Origin of the sequence: Aminobacter sp. P9b (assembly GCF_045345995.1) — a bacterium.
Lineage (GTDB): Bacteria > Pseudomonadota > Alphaproteobacteria > Rhizobiales > Rhizobiaceae > Aminobacter > Aminobacter niigataensis.
On sequence record NZ_CP150082.1, the window covers coordinates 1,215,318 to 1,236,656 of the forward strand.

Genomic DNA, 21,339 nt, shown 5'->3' on the forward strand with positions numbered 1-21,339 from the left:
CACGGAGTGGGGGAGAGGTGGCGAGCGAAGCGAGACGGTGAGGGGGGCTTCATCAACTCCCCACCTGTACAACAATATTCCCATCCCCATCGCTCCGCGCCCTATCTCCAGGCTCCAACACCGTCGTTGCGTCCATCTGCTCGAGGATGGCCGGTCCTTCGATCGCGGCGTCGAGCGGCAGTTTTTCGCGCTCATAAACCGGCGTGTCGCGCCAGCCGCCCTCGAACCACACCGGCCTGACCTCGCGCAGCGCTCCCGCAAGCGTTGCCGCCCGTCCGGCGGGATCGATCAGCCGGCTGAGGTCGATGTCGGGACGCAAGCCAGTCACCGAGGTGTTGAGGTTGACGAGGTTGGCGCGGATTTCCGGCAGCTCGACCTTGAAGCGGGCGAAATAGGCCCTTTCGAATAGTGCCTGCAGCGTGGCGCGGTCGACTTCTGCCGAGGGCAGCGGCACGTTGATGAGATGCGTCTGGCCGATAAACTGCATGTCGGCGGAATGGCTGACGCGGATGCTGCGGGGCCGGATCGCCTCTTTGGCGATCAGCGTCTCGCCCTCGGCCCGGTGTTGCGCCAGCACGGCCCGCGCCCGCTGCTCGTCGAGCGTCGCCACCGGCTGGTTGATCGTGTTGACGAAGTCGTGGCGCAGGTCGGCGACGACGCAGCCCAGCGCATTGGTGATGCCCGGTCGCGCCGGCACCAGAACGCGGGGAAGGCCGAGTTCGCGGGCCAGCGCCGAGGCATGCAGCGGCCCGGCGCCGCCGAAGGCAAACAGCGTGAAATCGCGCGGGTCGTGGCCGCGCGATACCGACACCATGCGGATGGCGCCCGCCATCCTGATATTGCCCAGCCGCAGCACCGCGCCTGCTGCCTCGACCCCGTCGAGCCCGGTCGTCTTGCCGATCCTGTCTGCGAAGACATTGCGCACCGCCTCGACCGTGACGGGGGCGTCGACCGCCAGCAGCTTCTTCGGGTCGAGCCGCCCGAGCACCAGGTTGGCGTCAGTGATCGTCGGCTCGGTACCGCCGCGGCCATAGCAGATCGGTCCGGGATTGGCCCCGGCACTCTCCGGCCCGACCTGGATCAGTCCGGAGGCATCGACGCGCGCGATCGAGCCGCCGCCGGCGCCCACCGTGTGCACCGCCACCATCGGCACATGGATCGGCATCGCATATTCGATCTCGATCTCGTTCGACACCGCCGGCTCGGCATTGAGGATCAGCGCCACATCGGTCGAGGTGCCGCCCATGTCGTAGGTGACGAGGTTCTCGAAGCCGGCTCGGCGTCCGGTATAGGCGGCGGCGATCACGCCCGAGGCCGGGCCGGACATGACGGTCTTCGCCGCCTCGCGGGTGACGAAGCGCGCCGAGATCATGCCGCCATTGCCGTTCATGATCAGGAAGTCGCGGCCATAGCCACGGCTCGCCAGTTCATCGCGCAGCCGCGCGACATAACGTTCGAGGATCGGCTGCACGGCTGCATTGACCGAGGCAGTCACCCCGCGCTCGAACTCGCGCGCCTCCGACAGCAGCGAGTGTCCGGTCGTGATGTACCCGTTCGGCCAGGCCTCGGCGGCGATCTCGGCGGCACGGCGCTCGTGCGCCGGGTTGGCATAGGCGTGCAGGAAATGGATCACCAGCGCTTCGCAGCCGGCGGCAACCAGTTCGTGCACCGCCGCCCGCATGCCGTCCTCGTCGAGTGGCTCGCGCACGCGCCCCGAGGCCTCGACGCGCTCGCTGACTTCGAGCCGGAGGTTGCGCGGGATGACCGGCACGAAAGTGCCTGTCATGCCATAAGGCTGGGGACGGGTGCGGCGGCCGAGCTCGATCACGTCGCGGAAACCGCGCGTCGTGATCATGCCCGTCCTCGCCAGCCGCCGCTCCAGCACCGCATTGGTGGTGGTCGTCGTGCCGTGGACGATGAGGTCGATATCGGCGATGGCAAAGCCTGTCTCGGCAAGCGCGGCGATGACGCCATGTGCCTGGTTGTCGACCGTCGTCGGCGTCTTGGCGATGCGGACCGCGCCGCCATTCGCGCCGTCGACCAGCAGCAGGTCGGTGAAGGTCCCGCCCACGTCGATGCCTGCCACGACATTTCCCGCGTTTGCGGGAATATTCTCGTCCATGGACTAATCCCGAAAAGCCCGGACTACGATCATGTGCCAGTTTAGAAAGGCGTTTTATGCCACAATCTTGACGCTGATATCATTTGTATACTAATTAATAAGGCGAACAAGGCCCCACACTTTGCCTGTATTTCCGCAGCGCGCCGGTCCAGAAACGCCGCCCGCGCCGGGCGAGAGGTTTGATCGATGAACACTGCAGCAGCGCTGAAGACGGCCGACGCAAAGCCGCTTCAGTTCCCCATCCCTGCCAATGTCTACGCCGAAACGGTTGTTTCGGTGAAGCATTACACGGATCGCCTCTTCGCCTTCCGCATCACCCGGCCTCAGTCGCTGCGCTTCCGCTCGGGCGAATTCGTTATGATCGGCCTGCCCAATGCCGAAAAGCCAGTCTACCGCGCCTATTCGGTGGCAAGCCCGTCCTGGGACGATGAAGTCGAGTTCTTCTCGATCAAGGTGCCGGATGGCCCGCTGACCTCCGAGTTGCAGAAGATCCAGCCCGGCGACACCGTGCTGATGCGCCAGAAGTCGACCGGGACGCTGGTGCTCGACGCGCTGACCCCGGGCAAGCGCCTGTTCATGATCTCGACCGGCACCGGCATAGCACCCTTCGCCAGCCTGTTGCGCGATCCGGACACCTATGAGCGCTACGAACAGGTCGTTTTGACTCACACCTGCCGCGACGTTGCCGAACTGGCCTATGGCCAGGAACTGGTCGCCAATCTCGAGAACGATCCGCTGATCGGCGAACTGACCCACGGCCGCGTGACGCTTTACAATTCGACGACGCGCGAGGAATCCGAGCGCATGGGCCGCATCACCGCGCTGATCTCGTCGGGCAAGTTCTTCAGCGACCTCGACATCGACAAGTTCGATCCCGAGACCGACCGCATCATGATTTGTGGCTCGATGCACATGCTGAAGGACGTCAAGGAACTCGCCGAAAGCCTCGGCTTCGTCGAAGGCTCGCTCAACGAGCCGGGCACCTTCGTCGTCGAGCGCGCCTTTGTCGGCTGACGGCTGATTGCGTCGGACCGGCTGCCGATCCGACGCCTTGACCATCCGGTCAAAATACCGCTGCACCCCTTTGGGTTTTTCGTCTATCTTCCGGCCCTAGGGGCTCGTGGAGCGTCGCTCCGCGGGCTATTCTTTGTCGCGCCGCGCCAGGCGGTGCCTGAGATGTTTCGCCCGCCACAGTGTCACTTGAATGCTGGGCATCAGGAGGAAAGGCAGTCAGATGAGCGGCAAGCCGCGTGAAGCCGAAATGCAGTCCTCAGCCACGGTCATGCCTCTGCCGTCTCGGCTGGCTGCGAATGCTGCGGAGGGCCACGGGATCGTGCGCAATCCCGGCATGGCGCTGGACCTGGGGTTCGTGGAATCGATGCGGAACGTCAACCGCTCGGCTTTGGAACGCCGGGTAGGCACGCTGACCAAGCGGCGTTCGATCAAGGCCGACAACCAGGCCGCCTGGCTGTTGCGCTCGATCTCGCTGATGGACCTGACGACGCTCAACTCCAACGACACCGACGAGCGCGTCCGCCGGCTCTGCGCCAAGGCTGTCTATCCGCTGCGGCGTGATCTTGTTGAAGCGCTCGGCCTGGGCGACACCGTGATCCGCCCGGCTGCGGTCTGCGTCTACCACCCGTTTGTCGCCACCGCAGTCGACGCGGTGAAGGGGACCGGCATCCATGTCGCTGCGGTGTCGACGGCCTTCCCGCATGGTCTCGCACCGCTTTCGACCCGTATCGCCGAGATCGAGGCGTCTGTTGCCGACGGTGCCGACGAGATCGACGTCGTCATTCCGCGCGGGCTGGTGTTTGGCGCCAGGTGGCAGGAACTCTACGACGAGATCAAGGCCTTCCGCGCTGCCTGCGGCGAGGCGCATCTCAAGGTCATCTTGGGCACCGGCGACCTGGCGACGTTGCGCAATGTCACGCTCGCCTCCATGGTGGCGATGATGGCGGGCGCCGACTTCATCAAGACCTCGACCGGCAAGGAGAGCGTCAACGCCACGCTGCCCGTCGGCCTCGCCATGGTCAGGGCGATCCGCGCCTATCACGAGCAGACCGGCTATCTCATTGGCTTCAAGCCCGCCGGCGGCATCTCGACGGCGAAGGTCTCGCTCGACTGGCTGGTGCTGATGAAGGAAGAACTCGGCCGGCCCTGGCTCGAGCCCGAACTGTTCCGCTTCGGCGCGTCGAGCTTGCTCACCGACATCGAGCGCCAGCTCGAGCACCATGTCAGCGGCCGTTACTCGGCCAACCACCGCCACGCCATGGCGTGAGGCTGCGCCCCTTACCCTCCCCCTTGTGGGGAGGGTCGCGCCGCAGGCGCGGGATGGGGTACAGCCCGACAGCAGACCAAGTAACTGATGTAACCGAACAACGACCCCCACCCGGCCCTTTGGGCCACCCTCCCCACAAGGGGGAGGGTAAGGGAGAGCCTCTCATGAACATCCTCGAACGATATCACGCCATGGATTATGCCCCAGCACCCGAGGCCCGCACGGAAGCCGATGCCTGGCTCTCTGCCCGCGACTTCTCGAAGGCGCTGTTCATCGCGGGCGACTGGCGCGCCGCATCAGGTGACAAGACCTTCGACACCGAAGATCCATCGACCGGCAAGCTTCTGGCCAAGGTCTCCGATGCCGGTGCTGCCGACATCGAGGCCGCGGTTGCTGCGGCGCGCAAGGCGCTGCCCAAGTGGAGTGCTGCCTCGGGTTACGAGCGCGCCAAGGTTCTCTACGCCATCGGCCGCGCCATGCAGCGTCACCAGCGCCTGTTCGCCGTGCTGGAAAGCCTCGACAACGGCAAGCCGATCCGCGAGAGCCGCGACATCGATGTGCCCTTGGCGATCCGCCACTTCATCCACCATGCCGGCTGGGCCCAGTCGCTCGATCGTGAGTTTCCAGGCCGCAAGGCAGCCGGGGTCGTCGGCCAGATCATCCCGTGGAACTTTCCGCTTTTGATGCTCGCCTGGAAGATCGCGCCCGCGCTCGCCACCGGCTGCACCGTGGTCTTGAAGCCGGCCGAGTTCACGCCGCTGACGGCGATCCTGTTTGCCGAGATCTGCGAGCGCGCCGGTGTGCCGAAGGGCGTGGTCAATATCGTCCAGGGTGGACCCGAGGCGGGAGCGGCCATCGTCAATCATGCCGGCATCGACAAGATCGCCTTCACCGGCTCGTCCGAGGTCGGCAAGACCATCCGCAAGGCGACTGCCGGTTCCGGCAAGAAGCTGTCGCTCGAACTCGGCGGCAAGTCGGCCTTCATCGTCTTCGAGGACGCCGATCTCGACAGCGCCGTCGAAGGGCTTGTCGACGGCATCTGGTTCAACCAGGGCCAGGTCTGCTGCGCCGGCTCGCGCCTCCTTGTGCAGGAAAGCGTCGCGGATGCCTTCATCGCCAAGGTCAAGACGCGCATGAGCCGGCTGCGCGTCGGCGCGCCATTGGACAAGAACACCGACATCGGCCCGCTCGTCGACCGGACCCAGCTCGACAGGGTCAGGCGCCTTGTCGAGGAGGGTGCGAGGCAAGGTGCCGTTTGCTGGCAGCCGGACCAGGACGTGCCAGCGACCGGCTACTACCACCTGCCGACGCTGGCGACGGGGGTGGCGCCGGCCAACATCCTCGCCCAGGAGGAAGTGTTCGGCCCGGTGCTCGCCACCATGAGCTTTCGCAACACCGAAGAGGCGGTCGAACTCGCCAACAACACGCGTTATGGCCTTTCCGCCTCGGTGTGGAGCGAGAACGTCAATCTGGCGCTGCATGTCGCGCCGCAGCTCAAGGCCGGCGTGGTCTGGGTCAACGGCACCAACATGTTCGACGCCGCCTGCGGCTTCGGCGGCTATCGCGAGTCAGGCTTTGGCCGCGAAGGCGGGCGCGAGGGGCTGGAGGAATATTTGGCGCCGAGCGAGCCGCATGGGCCGGTCATCAAGCCTCCGGCGGCACCGAAGGCAGCCGCGCGCGACAATGGCGAGAGCCACGGTATCGACCGCACGGCCAAGCTGTTCATCGGCGGCAAGCAGGTGCGGCCCGACGGCAACTACTCGCTGCCGGTGCTGACACCCAAGGGCAAGCTTGTCGGGGAGGTCGGCCTGGGCAGCCGCAAGGACATCCGCGATGCGGTCTCGGCGGCGCGCGCCTGCAAGGCCTGGCCGGAGGCGACAGCCTACAACCGGGCGCAGGTGCTCTATTACCTCGCCGAGAACCTGTCGGGCCGCACGGAGGAGTTCGCCGCCCGCATCTCGGAACTGACCGCTGCCAGCCACAAGGTGGCGAAGGCCGAGGTGGAAACCTCGATCGAGCGGCTGTTCTATTATGCCGGCATGGCTGACAAATTCGAGGGCAGGGTGCACCAGCCGCCGGCACGCACGGTGACGCTGGCGCTACATGAACCGGTCGGCGTCATCGGCATCGTCGCTCCCGACGAGGCCCCGCTGCTCGGGTTGGTCTCGCTCGTCGCTCCGGCACTCGCCATGGGCAACACCGTGGTCGTGGTGCCCTCGACCGCGGCGCCGCTGGTCGCCACCGATCTCTATCAGGTGATCGAATATTCCGACCTGCCGGCGGGTGCGATCAATATCGTCACCGGCCACACGGCGGAACTCTCGGCCGTGCTCGCCAAGCACGACGACGTCGACGGTCTGTGGGTCGTCGCCGAGGCCGAGACCTGCGCCAAGGCTGAAGCGGAATCGACAGGCAACCTCAAGCGCGTCTGGACCGGCCACGGCCGCAGCCTCGACTGGCCAACCGCCCAGGGCGAGGCTTTCCTGCGCCGTGCTGTCGAGGTCAAGAATGTTTGGGTGCCGTACGGGGATTAAGGCAGTAGGGGAGCAGAAAAACATCCTGCCCTACTGCCCCAATGCTCAGCTAATCTTCGAAAGCAGCATCACCAGCGTCGCCGCATCCTTGGCGGACAGCGGCGACAGCGTCTCGGTGGTAATCGTGCGCGCCAGCGGCACAAGCTGGTCGATCATCTGCCGCCCTTCGCCGGTCAGGCGCACCATCAGCCGCCGCTTGTCGACCTCGTGCTTGGCCAGTTGCACCAGCCCGCGCGCGGCGAGCCGGTCGATCACGCCCTTGACCGTCGCCGCATCCATGGCGATCAGCCCGCCGAGCTGGTTTTGCGAGGTCTCGCCGACATCGCGCAACTTGGCCAGTGCCGCGAATTGCGGCGGCGTCAGGTCGCCGATATGCGAGGCGAAGATCGCCAAATGGCGCTGGTGCGCCTTGCGCAGAATGAACCCGATCTGCCCCTGCAATTGATAGTCGCCCTCGGCTGGTTCAGGGCTCATCTCAACCCGTCCCAGGCCTTGATGTCGGAGGCCTTCAATCCACCCATGCGGTCGTGGATGCGCGGACCGCAGGTCATGACCAGCGCGAAGACGATCTCTTCGGGACGCGGGCCGTCTGGCATGCCGACTTCCATGGCGTCGAAATGGCTGCGTACATAGGCGGCGTTGATGTGCCCGACCGGCACGTCCATGCGCGCGCCGAAGCCGCCGAGTTTCTTGGCCGAAGGCACGATCGCCTTGGCCTCGCCCAGCCTTTCGCGCATGGCGTAGCCGCCGGGCACATGCCACAGCGCCCCATGTTCGAGTTCGCCCGCACTGCCGACGATGGCACCCTTGCCATAGCCGTCGATGGCCTTGGCATCGCCGCCAAGCGCCGCGATCAGCCGGTCGGTCAGCATCAGCCCGAGCGGCTTGAGATCGTCCATGGCGCTCTGCAGATCCTCGACATAGCGCCCGGCGAACGGGTTCTTCACCACCGCAAGTGCGGCCGCACGTCGTCGCGGCTCGCGGGCGGGCGGCCCACCGTCGTGGAATATCTCTTCGACGGTCACCGCAATCTTGCGGATCGGAAACTCATGCATGGCTCAGTACCCCCCTCGTGAACCGCTCAGCCGGCATGCCGCTGACACGATGTTCGCCTGCAAGGAATAGCACGGCAGTCTGGATCGACCCTTGCCGCCGCATCTGGTCGGCGGCCGCAAGCCCCGCGTCGAGCGCTCGGAAGATCTCCCGGGGCGTCAGCAAGCCGACGCCGGTGGTCGCCAGCCTGTCGCCGAGATCGCTGTCGGGTGCCAGTTCGCACGCAGGCCTGCGCACGATTGCCGGGTGGCCCGGCAGGTCGACGGCGTTGGCGATCAGCGTCGCCGCCGCGTCGGCTGCCGCTCCGTTCGCGGCAAGCACCGTCACCGCATCGGCGATGCCGAGCGAAAAGCTGCGCCCGCGCCAGCCGCTGGTGGCGATGCCGCGCACCGGGTCCTGCCAGCGGATCGTCATCCGGTCGGCGAGACCATGGCCGGTGCCGGCGATGGCCGCCGACATCTGCTGGCCAGGGGCGAGGTACAGCGCGATGTCGCCGCCATTGTTGACATAGGCCCGGCCGAGCCGTCGTCCGGCAACCATGGCCGCCAGCATCTCGTCGGCGACCGAGCCGGCGACGGCGGCCATCGGCGTGATAAACTGTTCAGCCAGTGGTGCGACCGCCGCCTCCATGCGTCGTGCCGTCGGGCCCGCGAAGCGCCGGGGGCTGGTCGAGGCCGGGCGGCGCAGCTCGGCCAGCTCTTCGACCAGTTCGGGCAAGATGGTCTGGAAACGTTCGACCGCCTGGCCGTAGGCAGCACGCAACTCGTCCTTGGCGCCGAACCCCTCGACGATCAGGTCGATCGGGCCGTGGTTGAGATGCAGCCGGCGACCGTCCGGCAGCCAGCTTGCCTGGGGTCCGTTCATGGCGATCCGTCCGGCACCGCCCGGCGCAGTTGCGCCAGCGGTGGCCAGGGATTGTCGGCACCGGCCCGGGCCTCCGCCCGCTCGTTGAAATATTCGCCGCCGCGCGCGAGCACGTCGCCGATGCTCCTGATCTCGGCCGCATGTCCGCCGAGCAACAGGTAGTCGTCCTTGCGCAGCGTGAACTCGATCGGCGCCACCAGCGCCGGGGTCGGCACATAGCCGAAGGCGCCATCCGGCACGCGTGTGACGTCGACCATCAGCGTGATGCCGCCCCCAGGCCAGACATAGACCGGCGCGCCGCCGACCGTCACATAGGTCTTCAGGCCATGGACAGAGCGGGTCAGGTTGACGGGGTTTTCGGTGACCCCGGCGCGCAGCGAGCCGCCCGCGCCGCCGACGAACAGCACGGTGCACAAAGCCGGCTCACAATTGTCCTCGATCAGCCCAACCGACTTGCGCAACCGCTCCGGGAACGGCTTTTCGACCGGTTTCAGCTCGGTATCGAGCTCGTAATAGGCGAACTGTTCGCCTGTCGTCGATACCATCAGCAGCGTAAGCCCGGGGCGGGCGCCCTTCTTGGCGTTCCAATCGCCGAGGATGGAGAGCGGGTCGGAGATACTGGTGCCGCCCCAGCCGAGCCCAGGCTCCGAGACCTTGAAATAGCGCCCAGGCGTGGATTTCCGCCCGAGGATTTTGATCCCCGTATCTTCCCAGCCCAGCACCTTGCCGGCCTGGTGTTCGGAAACGACACCGGTGATGTGATCGTCGACCACCACCACCTCGTCGACCAGCCCGCGCCATTGCGTGGCGAACATGCCGATGGCCGCCGAGCCGCAGCCGACGCGCATGCGGTGTTCGGTCTGGCCGTCGATGACCGGCGCCTTGCCGGCCTCGACGACGACGGTCGCGCCGCCGTCGATGGTCAGTTCCACCGGCTTCTTGTTGCAAAGGTCGAGCAGGGTCTCGCAGGTCACCCGTCCCTCGGATTTCGAACCGCCGGTAAGGTGGTGCACGCCGCCGAGCGACAGCATCTGCGAGCCGTATTCGCCCGTCGTCACATGGCCGACCGCCTCGCCCTGCGCGCGCACGCTCGCCGTTTCTGGTCCGAGATGGCGGTCGGTGTCGATCTTCACCTTGACGCCGCAGTAGGAGAAGATGCCTTCGGTGACGACGGTCACCAGGTCGACGCCCTCGACCTCCTGGCTGACGATGAAGGGAGCCGGCTTGTAGTCGGGGTAGGTCGTGCCGGAACCGATGGCGGTGACGAAACGCCGGCCGGTGTTGACCAGCTCGCCGTCCCAGGCCTCGCCGCCGAACGGCACCAGCGGGGCGCCGCTTTCGACCGCAAAGTCGAGCACGCGCACGGGGTCGCAGCGCACGATGCGGCTGCCGAAATTGCCGTAGCGGTCGCAGGCGCCAGTGCGGCCCTCGGCGATGTAGCACATGACAGGGCAGGCATCGCAGCGCAGCTTCTCGCCCGCCTGCCTGTCGCCGGCCTCATGTGTCTCGAAGCGTTCGGAGAGCTCGTTCATCGGCGTGCCTCCTGGATTGCCGCCAGGATGCGCGACGGCGTTGCCGGCACCTTGGTCACCAGCACGCCGGTGGCGTGGCGGATGGCGTTGAGGATCGCCGGCGCGGTCGGGATCAGCACATGCTCGCCCAAACCCTTGGCGCCGAAGGGTCCTTCCGGGTCCGGAACTTCCACCAGGATGGTTTCGATCGGCGGAACGTCGCCGATGGTCGGGATCAGGTAGTCGTGCAGGTTTTCTGTCCGGCCGGGGATGTATTCTTCCATCAGCGCCATGCCGATGCCCTGGGCGATACCGCCCTCGATTTGTCCTTCGGCGAGCAGCGGGTTGATGGCGCGGCCGACATCGTGGGCGGCGGTGATCTTGACCAGCCTGACCGTGCCCAATGCCATGTCGACCTCGAGTTCGGCGATCTGTGCGCCATAGCCGTAGACGGCATAGGGCTTGCCCTGGCCCCTGGCGTCGAGCGGCGTGGTGGGCGGGTCGTAGCTCTCTTCTGCGGCAAAGACCAAGCCGTCGTCGTCGGGCTTCAGCAGTACAAGATCGATGCGCCGTCGTTCGCCGCCTTCATGCACCAGCAGCAGGCCGCCGGGCAGCAATTGCAGCGACGCGTCTGCCGAGACATTTGCGTAGCGCAGGATCTTTTCGCGCAGCGTCCGCGCCGCCTTCTCCGCCGCCTTGCCCGAGACATAGGTCTGGCGTGACGCCGAGGTCTTGCCGGCGTCGGGCGTGATCGCGGTATCAGCGCTTCGCATGGTGAAATCGCCGAGCGGCAGGCCGAGCGCGTCGGCTGCGATCTGGGCGATCACCGTGTTCGAGCCCTGGCCGATGTCGACCGCGCCCTGGTGCAGCGCCACCTTGCCGTCTGGCGTGATGCCGAGCTTGATTGTCGAGGGGTTGGGCAGCGAGGTGTTGCCGCAGCCATACCAGCACGAGGCGATGCCGACGCCGCGCCTGACGGCATTCTGCGACGCATTGAAGGCTTCGGCGTCTGTCAGCGCGCGCCGCCACTGCGGCTCCAGTGCGGCGAGGCAGTCGATGATGCCGACGCCGGTTTCGAGACGCTGGCCGGTCACTGTTTCGGAGCCGTTTCGAAGCGTATTCTGCAAGCGAAACTGCAACCGATCGATGTCGAGCCTGTCGGCCAACTCGTCATAAAGGGTTTCCTGCATCAGCGTTGCCTGCGGCACGCCGAAACCGCGGAAGGCGCCCGACACCGGGCCGTTGGTGTGGATGGCGCGGGCATTGGCGCGATAGTTCGGCGTGGCATAGGGGCCCGATGCATGCACCGGCACGCGGTTGGCGACGGTGGGCCCGAAACTGGCATAGGCGCCGGTGTTGAAATCGCCGGCAAAGATCATCCCGCGGATCATGCCGTCGGCATCGGTGCCGATCGTCGCCTGCATCGAAGCGGGATGGCGCTTGGTGGTCGAGGCCATCGATTCCGTGCGCGTGTAGGCAAGCGCCGCCGGCCGGCCGGTCTTCAGCGCGACGAGGCCGATCAGCGGCTGCAGCGAGACATCGATCTTCGAGCCGAAGCCGCCGCCGGTCGCCGTCGGCACGATACGGACCTTGTCCGGCGCAAGGCCGAGGATGCGCGCCGTGTCGTCCCGGTCTATGTGTGGCGCCTGGGTGCAGGCGACGATGGTGAGCGTGCTGCCATCGACAAATGCATAGCCGGCTTCCGGCTCGATATAGGCATGCTCGACATAGGAGGTTTCGATGCTGCCGGAAACGACGACAGCCGCGTTGGCGAGGGCCGTTTCGGGATCGCCGCGCTCGACCACGCCTTGCACGAGGAGATTGTCCGGCCGGCTGGCGTGGATCAGCGCAGCCCCCGTCGCCTGTGCCGCGACAGGCTCCATCGCTGCCGGCAATTCGCGCCATTGCACCGGGAACCTGGCGAGGTCCAACTCGCGGGCGGCCCAGCCCTCGCAGGCCACCAGCGCCACCGCTTCGCCGCGGAACCGGGTCTCGCCCTCGGCCAGCGCCGGCTGGTCGGCGAAGGGCGGGATGACGCCGAAGCAGTTGATCCCGGGAATGTCGGCGGCAGTGAAAACGGCTGTGACACCGGCATTGTCGGCGACATAGGCGTCGAGGTCGCCGAAGCTGAATGCTGCGCGGTGATGTGGCGAACGGACGACCAGCACGGACAGCGCATCCGGTGGGAACGAGTCGGCACCGAATTTTTCGGCGCCGGTCACCTTTGCCACGCCGTCGAGCCTGACCGGCGAGGCGCCGACCGCATGGCCTGCTGGCGGGAGGCGCAAGTCGAAATGCTTGGATGACATACCCCCCTCTGGCCTGCCGGCCATCTCCTCAAGGGGGGAGATTAGCCAATCGCTGCCGTTGGAGCTGCCGATCTCCCCCCTTGAGGGGGAGATGGCCGGCAGGCCAGAGGGGGGTGCCACAAAGCAATGAGCCTCCATCACCGCTGCCACGATCTTGCGGTAGCCGGTGCAGCGGCACAGAACGCCGCCCAGCGCGTCCTGCACCTCGGCTTCGCCAGGAGACGCATTGCGTTCGAGCAGTGCGGTGGCAGCCACCAGGATTCCAGGCGTGCAGATGCCGCATTGTGCGGCGCCATGCGCCAGCAACGAGGCCTGGAGCGCGGACAGGCCGTCGCCGCCCAGGCCCTCGACCGTGCGCACGGCAGCGCCTTCCACCGAAGCCGTCGGCAACAGGCAGGCGCAGACCGGCTCGCCGTCGAGCATCACGGTGCAGGCGCCGCAGTCGCCGGCATCGCAGCCGACCTTGGTGCCGGTGAGCCCGAGTTCGTCGCGCAGGACCGATGACAGTCGCCGCATCGGCGCCGCCGATACCGACACCGGCGCGCCGTTGACGGTGAAGCTGATCGGCGCGCGGTCGTTTTTCATGCCGCCGCCCGTCTCTCGCTTGCGCCGGCAGCCTGCAGAAGCGCACGCGCCACGATTTCCCGCGCCGCGCCTCGCCGATAGGCCGCGCTGCCGCGCACGTCGTCGATCGGCGTCAACTCGTCGAAGGTGACGCTGCCGACGATCCTTTCGATGAACTCCGGTGGCTGGCCGGCCAAATCGCGCTCGAGCCGATGCAGCCGCTGCGCCACCGCCGAACACGAGCCCACCGCGACCGCTGCAGCGGCAATGCGTCCTTCACTGTCGAAGGCGACCCGCGCCGCTGCCATGGCGATCGAAATTACCAGGTAGCGCCGCGCCCCGAGCTTGTAGAAGGCCGAGCTGCCGGCGGTTGCCGCCTTGGGAATCCGCACCGCTGTCACCATCTCGTCGTCCCGCAGGATGGTTTTGCGGTTGCCGAGGATGAAATGGTCTAGCGGAACTATCCGCGTTGCGTGCCGTGATCGCAACTCGACCTCTGCGTCGAGCACCAGCAACGCCGGAACACCGTCTGCCGCTGGCGAGGCGTTGCAGATGTTGCCGGCGACCGACGCCACGTTCTGGATCTGGATCGAGCCGATTTCGCGCGCCGCCTGCTTCAGCGCATCGAAGGCGGGAGGCAGCGGGGTGCGCAGCAGCTCCGCCCAGCTTGTCCGGGCTGCGATGACGAAATGGCTGTCGGTCTCGGCGACGCCGCGCAGCGCGGCGATGCCGTTAATGTCGATGACATCTTGCTGCAGGGGGCGACTGCCGAGGGCGGGGTAAAAGTCGGTCGCTCCCGCCACAATGCGCCACGACCCTTCGCTGAGCAGCGCGAGCGCTTCTTCGAGCGTCTTGGGTTTCGCGTAACGGGTCACGCAATGCCTCCCGGCATGTCGCCGGACAAAACTCATTCGCATGCAAATGATAACTCGCTGCGACCTTTTGTCAAAGCCCGTAACGTTGGGTGAGGGTGGTCCTCATGAACTGCAACGGCCAGTTTGGCGGTTGACGCGGGCGGCCATCTGGCCGAGTTTCGGCGCTCGCCAAGACGGCGGTCCCACTCGACGCAGGTTTGATGGAGGCTCCATGGCTGGTGATGCGCTCATCGTCATCGACATACAGAACGATTTTTGCCCCGGCGGCGCGCTTGCCGTGTCAGGCGGCGACGAGATCATGCCACTGGTCAACGATCTCATCCGCAACACCGAGCATGTGCTGTTGACGCAGGACTGGCACCCGGCAGGCCATTCCAGCTTTGCCTCCAGCCACCAGGGCAGGCAGCCGTTCGAGTCCATCGACATGCCCTACGGCGCCCAGACGCTTTGGCCCGACCATTGCATCCAGGGCAGCAAGGGTGCCGATTTCCATTCCGGCCTCGCCTGGGCAAAGTCCGAGCTGGTCATCCGCAAGGGCTTCCGCGCCGGCATCGACAGCTATTCGGCCTTCTTCGAGAACGATCATCTGACGCCGACCGGCCTTGCCGGCTATCTCAACGAGCGCGGCATCGACTCGATCACGCTGGTAGGTCTTGCGACCGATTTCTGCGTGGCCTATTCGGCGCTCGATGCGGTCAGGCAGGGGTTTGCGACGACGGTGCGGCTCGATGCCTGCCGCGCGATCGATCTCGGCGGCTCGCTCGACATCATGATCGGAAAGATGCGCGACGCCGGCGTCAAGCTCGTTTGAGCATTGGCGATCGCGTACTGGATAAACCGGCGTTTGCGTCGGCTTGAGGGGACGAAATGAAACTCTTGCATATTGCTGCAGCTCCCTTGGCGCTGTTCGGGCTACTGCTGACCGCCGGTTCGGCTTTTGCAGCGGAAGCTGGATTGCCCGGTGCCGCGATGTCGTTGTGGTGGGCGCTGCCTTTTGCCGGCTTGCTGCTTTGCATTGCCACTGGGCCGCTGCTCTATCCCCACGTCTGGGAGCACCACTACGGCAAGATCACAGCCCTCTGGGCGGCCCTCGTCGTCGTGCCGATGGCGATTGCGTTCGGCACGGCTGTCTCCGCCGAGGCGGTGCTGCATGCGCTGCTGCTCGAATACATGTCCTTCATCATCCTGCTGTTCGGGCTGTTCACCATCGCCGGCGGCATCCTGGTCGCCGGCAACATCCATGGCACGCCCATGGTCAATGGTGCGCTGCTGCTGATAGGTGCTGCGCTTGCCTCGGTGGTCGGCACGACAGGCGCCTCGATGATCCTGATCCGCCCGATCATCCGCGCCAACGACAACCGGCCGTTCAACGCCCATGTCGTCGTCTTTTTCATCTTCCTGGTGTCCAACATCGGCGGCTCGCTGACCCCGCTCGGCGACCCGCCACTGTTCGTCGGCTTCCTCCGAGGCGTCGATTTCTTCTGGACCACGGCCAATCTGTGGCGCGAGACGCTGTTCGTCGGCGGCATCGTGCTCGCTACCTTCCTCGCACTCGACTGGTTCCTGCACAGCCGCGAGCAGGGCCAGCCCAAGATCAAGGACCCGACGCCGGACTCCAAGGTCCGCATCCGCGGCGTCGCCAACATCGTCCTGCTGGGCGGTGTCATCGGCGCCATCCTGCTGTCGGCTTCGTGGAAGCCCGGCATCGCCTTCACCATCCAGGGTGTGCATGTCGAACTGCAGAATCTCGTCCGCGACGCCATCATCGTGGTGCTTGCGCTCGTCTCGCTGCGCATCACCCGCAAGGAGTACCGTGCCGCCAACGGCTTCAACTGGGGCCCGATCCTTGAAGTGGGCAAGCTGTTTGCCGGCATCTTCGTCTGTATCGTGCCGGTCATTGCCATTCTGCGGGCAGGGGTCGACGGTGCCTTTGCGCCATTAGTGTCGATGGTCACCGGGCCGACTGGCGCACCCAACGACCTCGCCTATTTCTGGCTCACCGGCATACTGTCGTCCTTCCTCGACAATGCGCCGACCTATCTCGTGTTCTTCGAGCTGGCCGGCGGCGATCCCAAGGAGCTGATGACCACGTTTGCCTCGACGCTGGCGGCGATCTCGGCGGGCGCGGTGTTCATGGGCGCCAACACCTATATCGGCAACGCGCCCAACTTCATGGTCTATGCCATTGCGCGCGAGAGCGGGGTCAGGATGCCCGGCTTCTTCGGCTACATGCTGTGGTCGGGCGCGGTGCTGATCCCGACCTTCCTGATCGCCGGCTTCGTGTTCTTCGGGTGAGGGGCAGCTCCCCCTCATCCGGCCGCTGCGCAGCCACCTTCTCCCCGTTGGGAGAAGAGGTTGGCGGTGACCTTTCAGAGCTCCTCTCCCCAGCGGGGAGAGGTCTGCCGAGCGAAGCGGAGGCAGGGCGAGGGGGGCTCTACCCCACGCCGACATAGCGCCTGACCAGCGCCGGATCGTCGCGCAGCCGTGCGACGTCCACCGTCTCGCGGTTGCGGCCGTTCTCGATGAAGGCGACACGGTCGGCTACGGACAAAACCGCATCCACCCGCTGTTCCACCAGGATGGTCGAAACCCCGCGCTCGCGTAAGCCGGCCACCGTCTCGCGGATCCTGGCGATCATCGACGGCATCAGCCCCTCGGTCGGTTCGTCGAGCAGCAGCACCTCGGGTTCGAGGCACAGCGCACGCGCCATCGCCAGCATCTGCTGTTCGCCGCCCGACAGTGTGCCGGAGCGCTGCTTCAGCCGGTCGCGCAACAGCGGAAACAGGTCGAGCACGCTTTCCCGCACCGCCTTGCCCTTTTTGCGCGTCATCAGGCCGATCTCGATGTTCTCGGCGACGGTCAGTTCGGCAAACAGGCGGCGGCCTTGCGGCACGTAGGCGACGCCCGCCTTCGGCACCTCATGCGCCGGCAGTTCCGTAAGTTCGCGCGCGCCCAGTTTGATGGAGCCGGCGCGGGCCGGCACCAGACCCATGATCGCCTTCAGCGTCGTCGTCTTGCCGGCACCGTTGCGACCGAGCAGGCACAGCACTTCGCCCTTGCGCAGTTCCAGGTCGAGCCCATGTAGCACCTGCACTTCGCCGTAGAAGCAATCGAGGCCGCCGATCGTCAGCGCCGCGCTCATGCGCTGGCCTCCTGCGCGGTGCCGAGATAGGCTTCCTGCACGGCCGTGTTGGCGCGGATTTCGGCCGGGCTGCCCTCGGCCAGTATCTTGCCGGCATTGAACACAGTGATGCGCCGGGCCAGCTCCATCACGACCTGCATGTTGTGCTCGATCAGCAGCACTGTGGCGTCCCTGGCGATCTCGCGCACCAGGGCGATGAAGCTATCGATCTCGCCGTCCGAAAGGCCCTGCGTCGGCTCGTCGAGGATGAGCAGGCGCGGCTTGAGCGCCAGTCCCATCGCAACTTCCAGCAAGCGCTGGTGGCCGTAGGCCAGCGCGCCGGCTTGCTCATGCGCCCGGCTGGTAAGCCCGACGCGTTCCAGCGCCTCCATCGCACCCTGTCGCACCGCGCCGCGCGATCTGCCGTCGGTCAATGTCCGCTGCACCGGCAGGGCCACGTTCTCGTAGGCGCTGAGATTGGCGAACACGCTGGTGATCTGGAACGTGTAGGCGATGCCGCGCCGCACCCTGAGATGCGCCGGCATGTCGGTGATGTCCTCGCCGTCGAACACGATGGTTCCCGCACTCGGCGCATAGCGCCCGCAGACGAGGTTGACAAAGGTCGTCTTGCCGGCGCCATTGGGACCGATCACCGCCCGGATCTCGCCTGGCTCGATCGAGAAATCGACATTGTCGACGGCGCGCAAGCCGCCGAAGTGACGCGACAGTCCTTTCGTCGTCAGAAGCGGCGTCATGGCAGCCACCTGAGCCAGCGTTCGCGGAGTGTGCCGAGCACGCCCTTGCGGAAATAGAGCACCAAAAGGATCAGCACCGCGCCGACCACCAGCATGTAGGCCGAGGTGTAGCCGCTGGTGATGTCGATGACGTAGTACATGAACAGCGTGCCGATCAGCGGCCCGAGCGTCGTTGCGGCACCGCCGAGCAGTGCCCAGAGCAGCGGCAGGATCGAATATTGCACCGAAGCGAAGGTCGAGCCGACATAGCCGAACAGCAGCGCGTAGGCGGCGCCCGCTGCCGCGCAGATAACGCCCGATATCACCACCGCCGTAAGCTTGTTGGCGAAGGTGTCGTAGCCGAGCATCCTGGTCCGCTCCTCGTTTTCGCGGATGGCGACCAGCACGCGGCCGTGGCGCGAGCGTACGATGGCGAGCGTGGCGAACAGGGCTGCAGCAAACAGCGCCACCGCCAGCAGGTAGCGCGTGGTTGGGTTGGTCAGGTCGAGCGTTGCGGTGCCGAGCGTGATCCGCCGCGCCTGCTGCTGCAGCACCAGCCCTTCGTCGCCGCGCGTCCATTCGCCGAAATAGAGCGTGGTGAGGTAAAACACCTGGGCGAACATCATCGTCACGATCATGAACGCGACGCCCGACGTCCGGAGCGCCAGCAGGCCGATGACCAGCGACACGACAAGGCCTGCACTGACCCCGCCGGCAAAGGCCGGCACGACGCCCCAGCCGAGATGGTAGAGTGGCAGGCCGGCGCCATAGAGCCCTGCGGCGAAGAACATGGCATGGCCGAGGCTGAGCAGCCCGACATAGCCGAACAGCAGGTTGTAGCCCATGGCGAAGACGGCGAGCACCAGCACCCGCGCCAGCACGCCATGATGATATTCGGGCAGTACGAAGTTCAGCGCGACGAGCAGGGCTATCACCGCCACATGCAACGCGTAGACCTTTGCCGTCGCTTCGCCTCCGATCATTTCGCTGCCGTTCCGAACAGGCCTTGCGGCCGGAACACCAGCACCATGGCGACGACGAGCGTGGCGATGATCTTGGCCAGCGTCGGCGAGAAGAACACCGAGATGATGCCGTCGGACACGCCGATCAGAAGGGCGGCAATGACCGTGCCGCGCAGCGAGCCGAGCCCGCCGATGATGACGACGATGAACGATAGCAGCAGAGGGTCGAGCCCCATCAGGTAATGTGCCTGCTGGATCGGCACGATCAGCACGGCGGCGATCGCGGCGAGCATGGCGCCGAGCGCGAACACCGCGCCATAGACGCGTCCGACTGGGATGCCGAAGGCCTGCGCCGTCTCGCGGTCATACTGCGTCGCCCGCATCACCAGCCCGATGCGCGTGCGCGTCAGCACGAACCAGGTAGCGAGCAGCAACAGCGCCGAGGCCGCGATGATCGAAAGCTTGTAGCCGGAATAGCCAAACCAGGGCAGCTGGATGCGGTAGTTGAACGGCGGCGCCACCGGCCGCGCCTCGGGACCGTAGAAGGTCAGCGCCAGCTGCTGGATGATGTAGAGTAGGCCGATGGTGGCGACGATGGTTGCTTCCGGGTTGTATTCGACGCGGCGCAGCACCAGCCGCTCCGACACCCAGGCGACGGCGCCGACGATCAGCGGTGACACCACCAGAGCGACCGCGAAGCCAAATGCGGGATGGCCGGTGAGTGTGGTGGTGATCGCCCAGGCCAGAACGGCGCCCAGCATGAAGAACTCGCCATGGGCGACGTTGACGATGCGCATCACCCCGAACACCAGCGACAGCCCGAGCGCCGTCAGTGCCAGCACCGCCGAGGTGACCAGGCCTTCAAGCGTGGCGAGCAGGAGATGCGGGAAGAAGGCCATTCAGGTGCGGCGTCCTTACCCTCCCCCTTGTGGGGAGGGTGACCGCGAAGCGGTCGGGTGGGGTACAAAGGCTCAGTTAAGCGGTTGGCGACCCCCACCCCGGCGCTTCGCGCCGGCCCTCCCCACAAAGGGGGGTGGGGTGCCGCACCCTCACAGCGGCTGCGTCGTGTAATCACCTTCGGGCTCGTACATGCCGTCCTCGATCGACGTCCGGTGGACGACGTTGAGCTTGCCGCCCTCGACCTTGGAGATGTTCTGGTGGCCGAAGACCTGGTGGATCTTGCCGTTGAACTTCTTGTCGCCCTGGGGATGCTCGGGGCCTTCCTTGAATTCGGTCAGCGCCTCGGTCGCCTCGACCAGCTTGGCGCGGTCCTCCGGCCCCTTGTAGCCCGAATCCTCCATCGCCTTCTTGATGACGTAGAGCGTTTCCCAGCAGCCGAACATGTGGGCGGCGGTCGATACGTCCTTGGCGTCGCTGGTCGAAGCGCCGTTGTCGTCGATGCCGACGGCCGCGCGATAGGCCTTCTGCGCCTCGCTGTCATTGGCCTGGGCGTAGCGCGGCGAACCTTCCCAGAAATGGCTGCCGTCGAGGAACTCGAGGCCCGGGCTGTTGATGTCGACGGCTTCGAGCGAGTCGATGAAGCCGAACAGCTGCGGCTTGTTGGAGCCGTAGAACTCGCCGAGTTCCTTGACGAAGGTCAACACGCCCGGCCCGACCATGACGTGGTACAGCACCTCGGTGTCGGCGGGAATCTGCGGCAGGTATTTGGTGAACGAGCTTTCGGTCGGCGGGATCGGGATCTGCGCCACCACCTCGCCGCCCTGCGCCTTGATGGCGGGGGCGAAATAGTCGCGGTGATCGTAGCCGAAGGCATAGTCCGGATAGATCATCGTCACCTTCTTGCCGAGGTTGGCGGCGACCCAGGGCGCGACCGACGTGACCTGCGAGCGCACGTCGGTGATGCCGGGCTGGAAGACCCAGCGGTTCAGCTTGCCCGAGGCGACATGGTAGCCTTCGCTGACGACGTAATAGGGGATCTTGAGCTCGCCGGCGGTCGGCGCCGAGCCGACGACGACATGGGAAAACAGCGTGCCGAAGACGATGTCGGTCTTGTGCTGGGAGGCGAACTTGCCGACCACTTCGGCGCCGCGCTTGGGATCGGTGCCGTCGTCCTCGACGATGATCTCGACCGGACGGCCGTTGATGCCGCCGGCATCGTTGATCAGCTTGACCGCGGCGTTGGTGGTCTTTTCGTACCAGCGGCCATAGGCGGCGCCGATGCCGGTGCGGTGGGCCTGGAAGCCGATCTTGATCGGCGCCGACGACTGCGCCTGCGAATAGCGCACGAAGCCCGGTGCGGCCATCAGGCCGGCGCCTGCGGCCAGACCCTTGAGTGCGGTGCGGCGCGTGACGCCACTCTTGCCGAGGTCGAAGAAGCGTTTGCTGTCAGTCATGCCCTATCCCCTTGCCGTGCGTTTTGACCAACGTTCGTGTGGATGTGAAGCCCTT

Annotated in this window: 17 protein-coding genes; 5 read left to right on the forward strand and 12 right to left on the reverse strand. The window is 66.1% G+C overall.

The genetic code is table 11. The annotated features are described in order from the left end of the window. Positions 1 to 52 precede the first annotated feature (52 nt). The gene (locus WHT83_RS05900) at positions 53 to 2,122 is read right to left on the reverse strand and encodes a hydantoinase/oxoprolinase family protein (protein ID WP_406873252.1); all 2,070 of its coding nucleotides are present in this window, start codon (positions 2,120 to 2,122) and stop codon (positions 53 to 55) included. A 186-nt stretch (positions 2,123 to 2,308) separates the two neighbouring features. On the opposite strand from WHT83_RS05900, the gene WHT83_RS05905 reads away from it, so the two are divergent. The 3 genes from WHT83_RS05905 (at position 2,309) to WHT83_RS05915 (ending at position 6,937) form a co-directional block, all read left to right on the forward strand. After that, entirely contained in the window at positions 2,309 to 3,136 is an 828-nt protein-coding gene (locus tag WHT83_RS05905; RefSeq protein WP_406873253.1) for a ferredoxin--NADP reductase, read from the forward strand. A gap of 220 nt (positions 3,137 to 3,356) precedes the next feature. Continuing rightward, positions 3,357 to 4,403 carry a deoxyribose-phosphate aldolase gene (gene deoC / locus WHT83_RS05910; protein ID WP_406873254.1) on the forward strand — a complete coding sequence of 349 codons (1,047 nt, stop codon included), beginning with the start codon at positions 3,357 to 3,359 and terminating at the stop codon, positions 4,401 to 4,403. A gap of 164 nt (positions 4,404 to 4,567) precedes the next feature. After that, on the forward strand, positions 4,568 to 6,937 hold the full coding sequence (locus WHT83_RS05915; RefSeq protein WP_406873255.1) for an aldehyde dehydrogenase family protein: 2,370 nt from the start codon (positions 4,568 to 4,570) through the stop codon (positions 6,935 to 6,937). A 45-nt stretch (positions 6,938 to 6,982) separates the two neighbouring features. Here WHT83_RS05915 and WHT83_RS05920 read toward each other — a convergent pair whose 3' ends face one another. From WHT83_RS05920 to WHT83_RS05945, 6 genes are read right to left on the reverse strand one after another with little or no spacing between them, the layout of a single operon-like run. Continuing rightward, positions 6,983 to 7,411 carry a MarR family winged helix-turn-helix transcriptional regulator gene (locus WHT83_RS05920; protein ID WP_406873256.1) on the reverse strand — a complete coding sequence of 143 codons (429 nt, stop codon included), beginning with the start codon at positions 7,409 to 7,411 and terminating at the stop codon, positions 6,983 to 6,985. Beyond that, positions 7,408 to 7,992, reverse strand: coding sequence for an amino acid synthesis family protein (locus tag WHT83_RS05925; RefSeq protein WP_406873257.1), 585 nt, complete (start codon positions 7,990 to 7,992; stop codon positions 7,408 to 7,410). Before WHT83_RS05925 ends, WHT83_RS05920 begins: the two co-directional genes overlap by 4 nt. Beyond that, entirely contained in the window at positions 7,985 to 8,854 is an 870-nt protein-coding gene (locus WHT83_RS05930; RefSeq protein WP_406873258.1) for a UPF0280 family protein, read from the reverse strand. The genes WHT83_RS05925 and WHT83_RS05930 overlap by 8 nt, the downstream gene beginning before the upstream one ends. Next, on the reverse strand, positions 8,851 to 10,386 hold the full coding sequence (locus WHT83_RS05935) for a 6-hydroxynicotinate reductase (RefSeq protein ID WP_406873259.1): 1,536 nt from the start codon (positions 10,384 to 10,386) through the stop codon (positions 8,851 to 8,853). Before WHT83_RS05935 ends, WHT83_RS05930 begins: the two co-directional genes overlap by 4 nt. Continuing rightward, positions 10,383 to 13,259: a molybdopterin-dependent oxidoreductase gene (locus WHT83_RS05940; RefSeq protein ID WP_406873260.1), complete on the reverse strand. Its 2,877-nt coding sequence runs from the start codon at positions 13,257 to 13,259 to the stop codon at positions 10,383 to 10,385. Before WHT83_RS05940 ends, WHT83_RS05935 begins: the two co-directional genes overlap by 4 nt. Continuing rightward, positions 13,256 to 14,113: an FAD binding domain-containing protein gene (locus tag WHT83_RS05945; RefSeq protein WP_406873261.1), complete on the reverse strand. Its 858-nt coding sequence runs from the start codon at positions 14,111 to 14,113 to the stop codon at positions 13,256 to 13,258. Before WHT83_RS05945 ends, WHT83_RS05940 begins: the two co-directional genes overlap by 4 nt. A 211-nt stretch (positions 14,114 to 14,324) precedes the next feature. On the opposite strand from WHT83_RS05945, the gene pncA reads away from it, so the two are divergent. Together pncA and WHT83_RS05955 are read left to right on the forward strand one after the other, a co-directional pair. Continuing rightward, positions 14,325 to 14,924 (forward strand): bifunctional nicotinamidase/pyrazinamidase, encoded by a 600-nt coding sequence (gene pncA, locus WHT83_RS05950; protein WP_183263056.1) that lies wholly within the window; start codon positions 14,325 to 14,327, stop codon positions 14,922 to 14,924. Positions 14,925 to 14,980: 56 nt separating this feature from the next. After that, positions 14,981 to 16,408 (forward strand): sodium:proton antiporter, encoded by a 1,428-nt coding sequence (locus WHT83_RS05955; RefSeq protein ID WP_183263055.1) that lies wholly within the window; start codon positions 14,981 to 14,983, stop codon positions 16,406 to 16,408. 139 nt (positions 16,409 to 16,547) lie between these two features. Here WHT83_RS05955 and WHT83_RS05960 read toward each other — a convergent pair whose 3' ends face one another. The 5 genes from WHT83_RS05960 to WHT83_RS05980 all read right to left on the reverse strand — a co-directional run bounded on the left by WHT83_RS05960 (position 16,548) and on the right by WHT83_RS05980 (position 21,284). After that, entirely contained in the window at positions 16,548 to 17,255 is a 708-nt protein-coding gene (locus WHT83_RS05960; protein ID WP_108605763.1) for an ABC transporter ATP-binding protein, read from the reverse strand. Then, positions 17,252 to 17,989: an ABC transporter ATP-binding protein gene (locus WHT83_RS05965; protein WP_318762852.1), complete on the reverse strand. Its 738-nt coding sequence runs from the start codon at positions 17,987 to 17,989 to the stop codon at positions 17,252 to 17,254. The genes WHT83_RS05960 and WHT83_RS05965 overlap by 4 nt, the downstream gene beginning before the upstream one ends. Further along, the gene (locus WHT83_RS05970) at positions 17,986 to 18,951 is read right to left on the reverse strand and encodes a branched-chain amino acid ABC transporter permease (RefSeq protein ID WP_318762851.1); all 966 of its coding nucleotides are present in this window, start codon (positions 18,949 to 18,951) and stop codon (positions 17,986 to 17,988) included. Before WHT83_RS05970 ends, WHT83_RS05965 begins: the two co-directional genes overlap by 4 nt. Beyond that, on the reverse strand, positions 18,948 to 19,829 hold the full coding sequence (locus WHT83_RS05975) for a branched-chain amino acid ABC transporter permease (RefSeq protein WP_406873262.1): 882 nt from the start codon (positions 19,827 to 19,829) through the stop codon (positions 18,948 to 18,950). Before WHT83_RS05975 ends, WHT83_RS05970 begins: the two co-directional genes overlap by 4 nt. Positions 19,830 to 19,979: 150 nt before the next feature. Next, positions 19,980 to 21,284, reverse strand: coding sequence for an ABC transporter substrate-binding protein (locus WHT83_RS05980; RefSeq protein WP_406873263.1), 1,305 nt, complete (start codon positions 21,282 to 21,284; stop codon positions 19,980 to 19,982). Between the last annotated feature and the right edge of the window lie 55 nt (positions 21,285 to 21,339).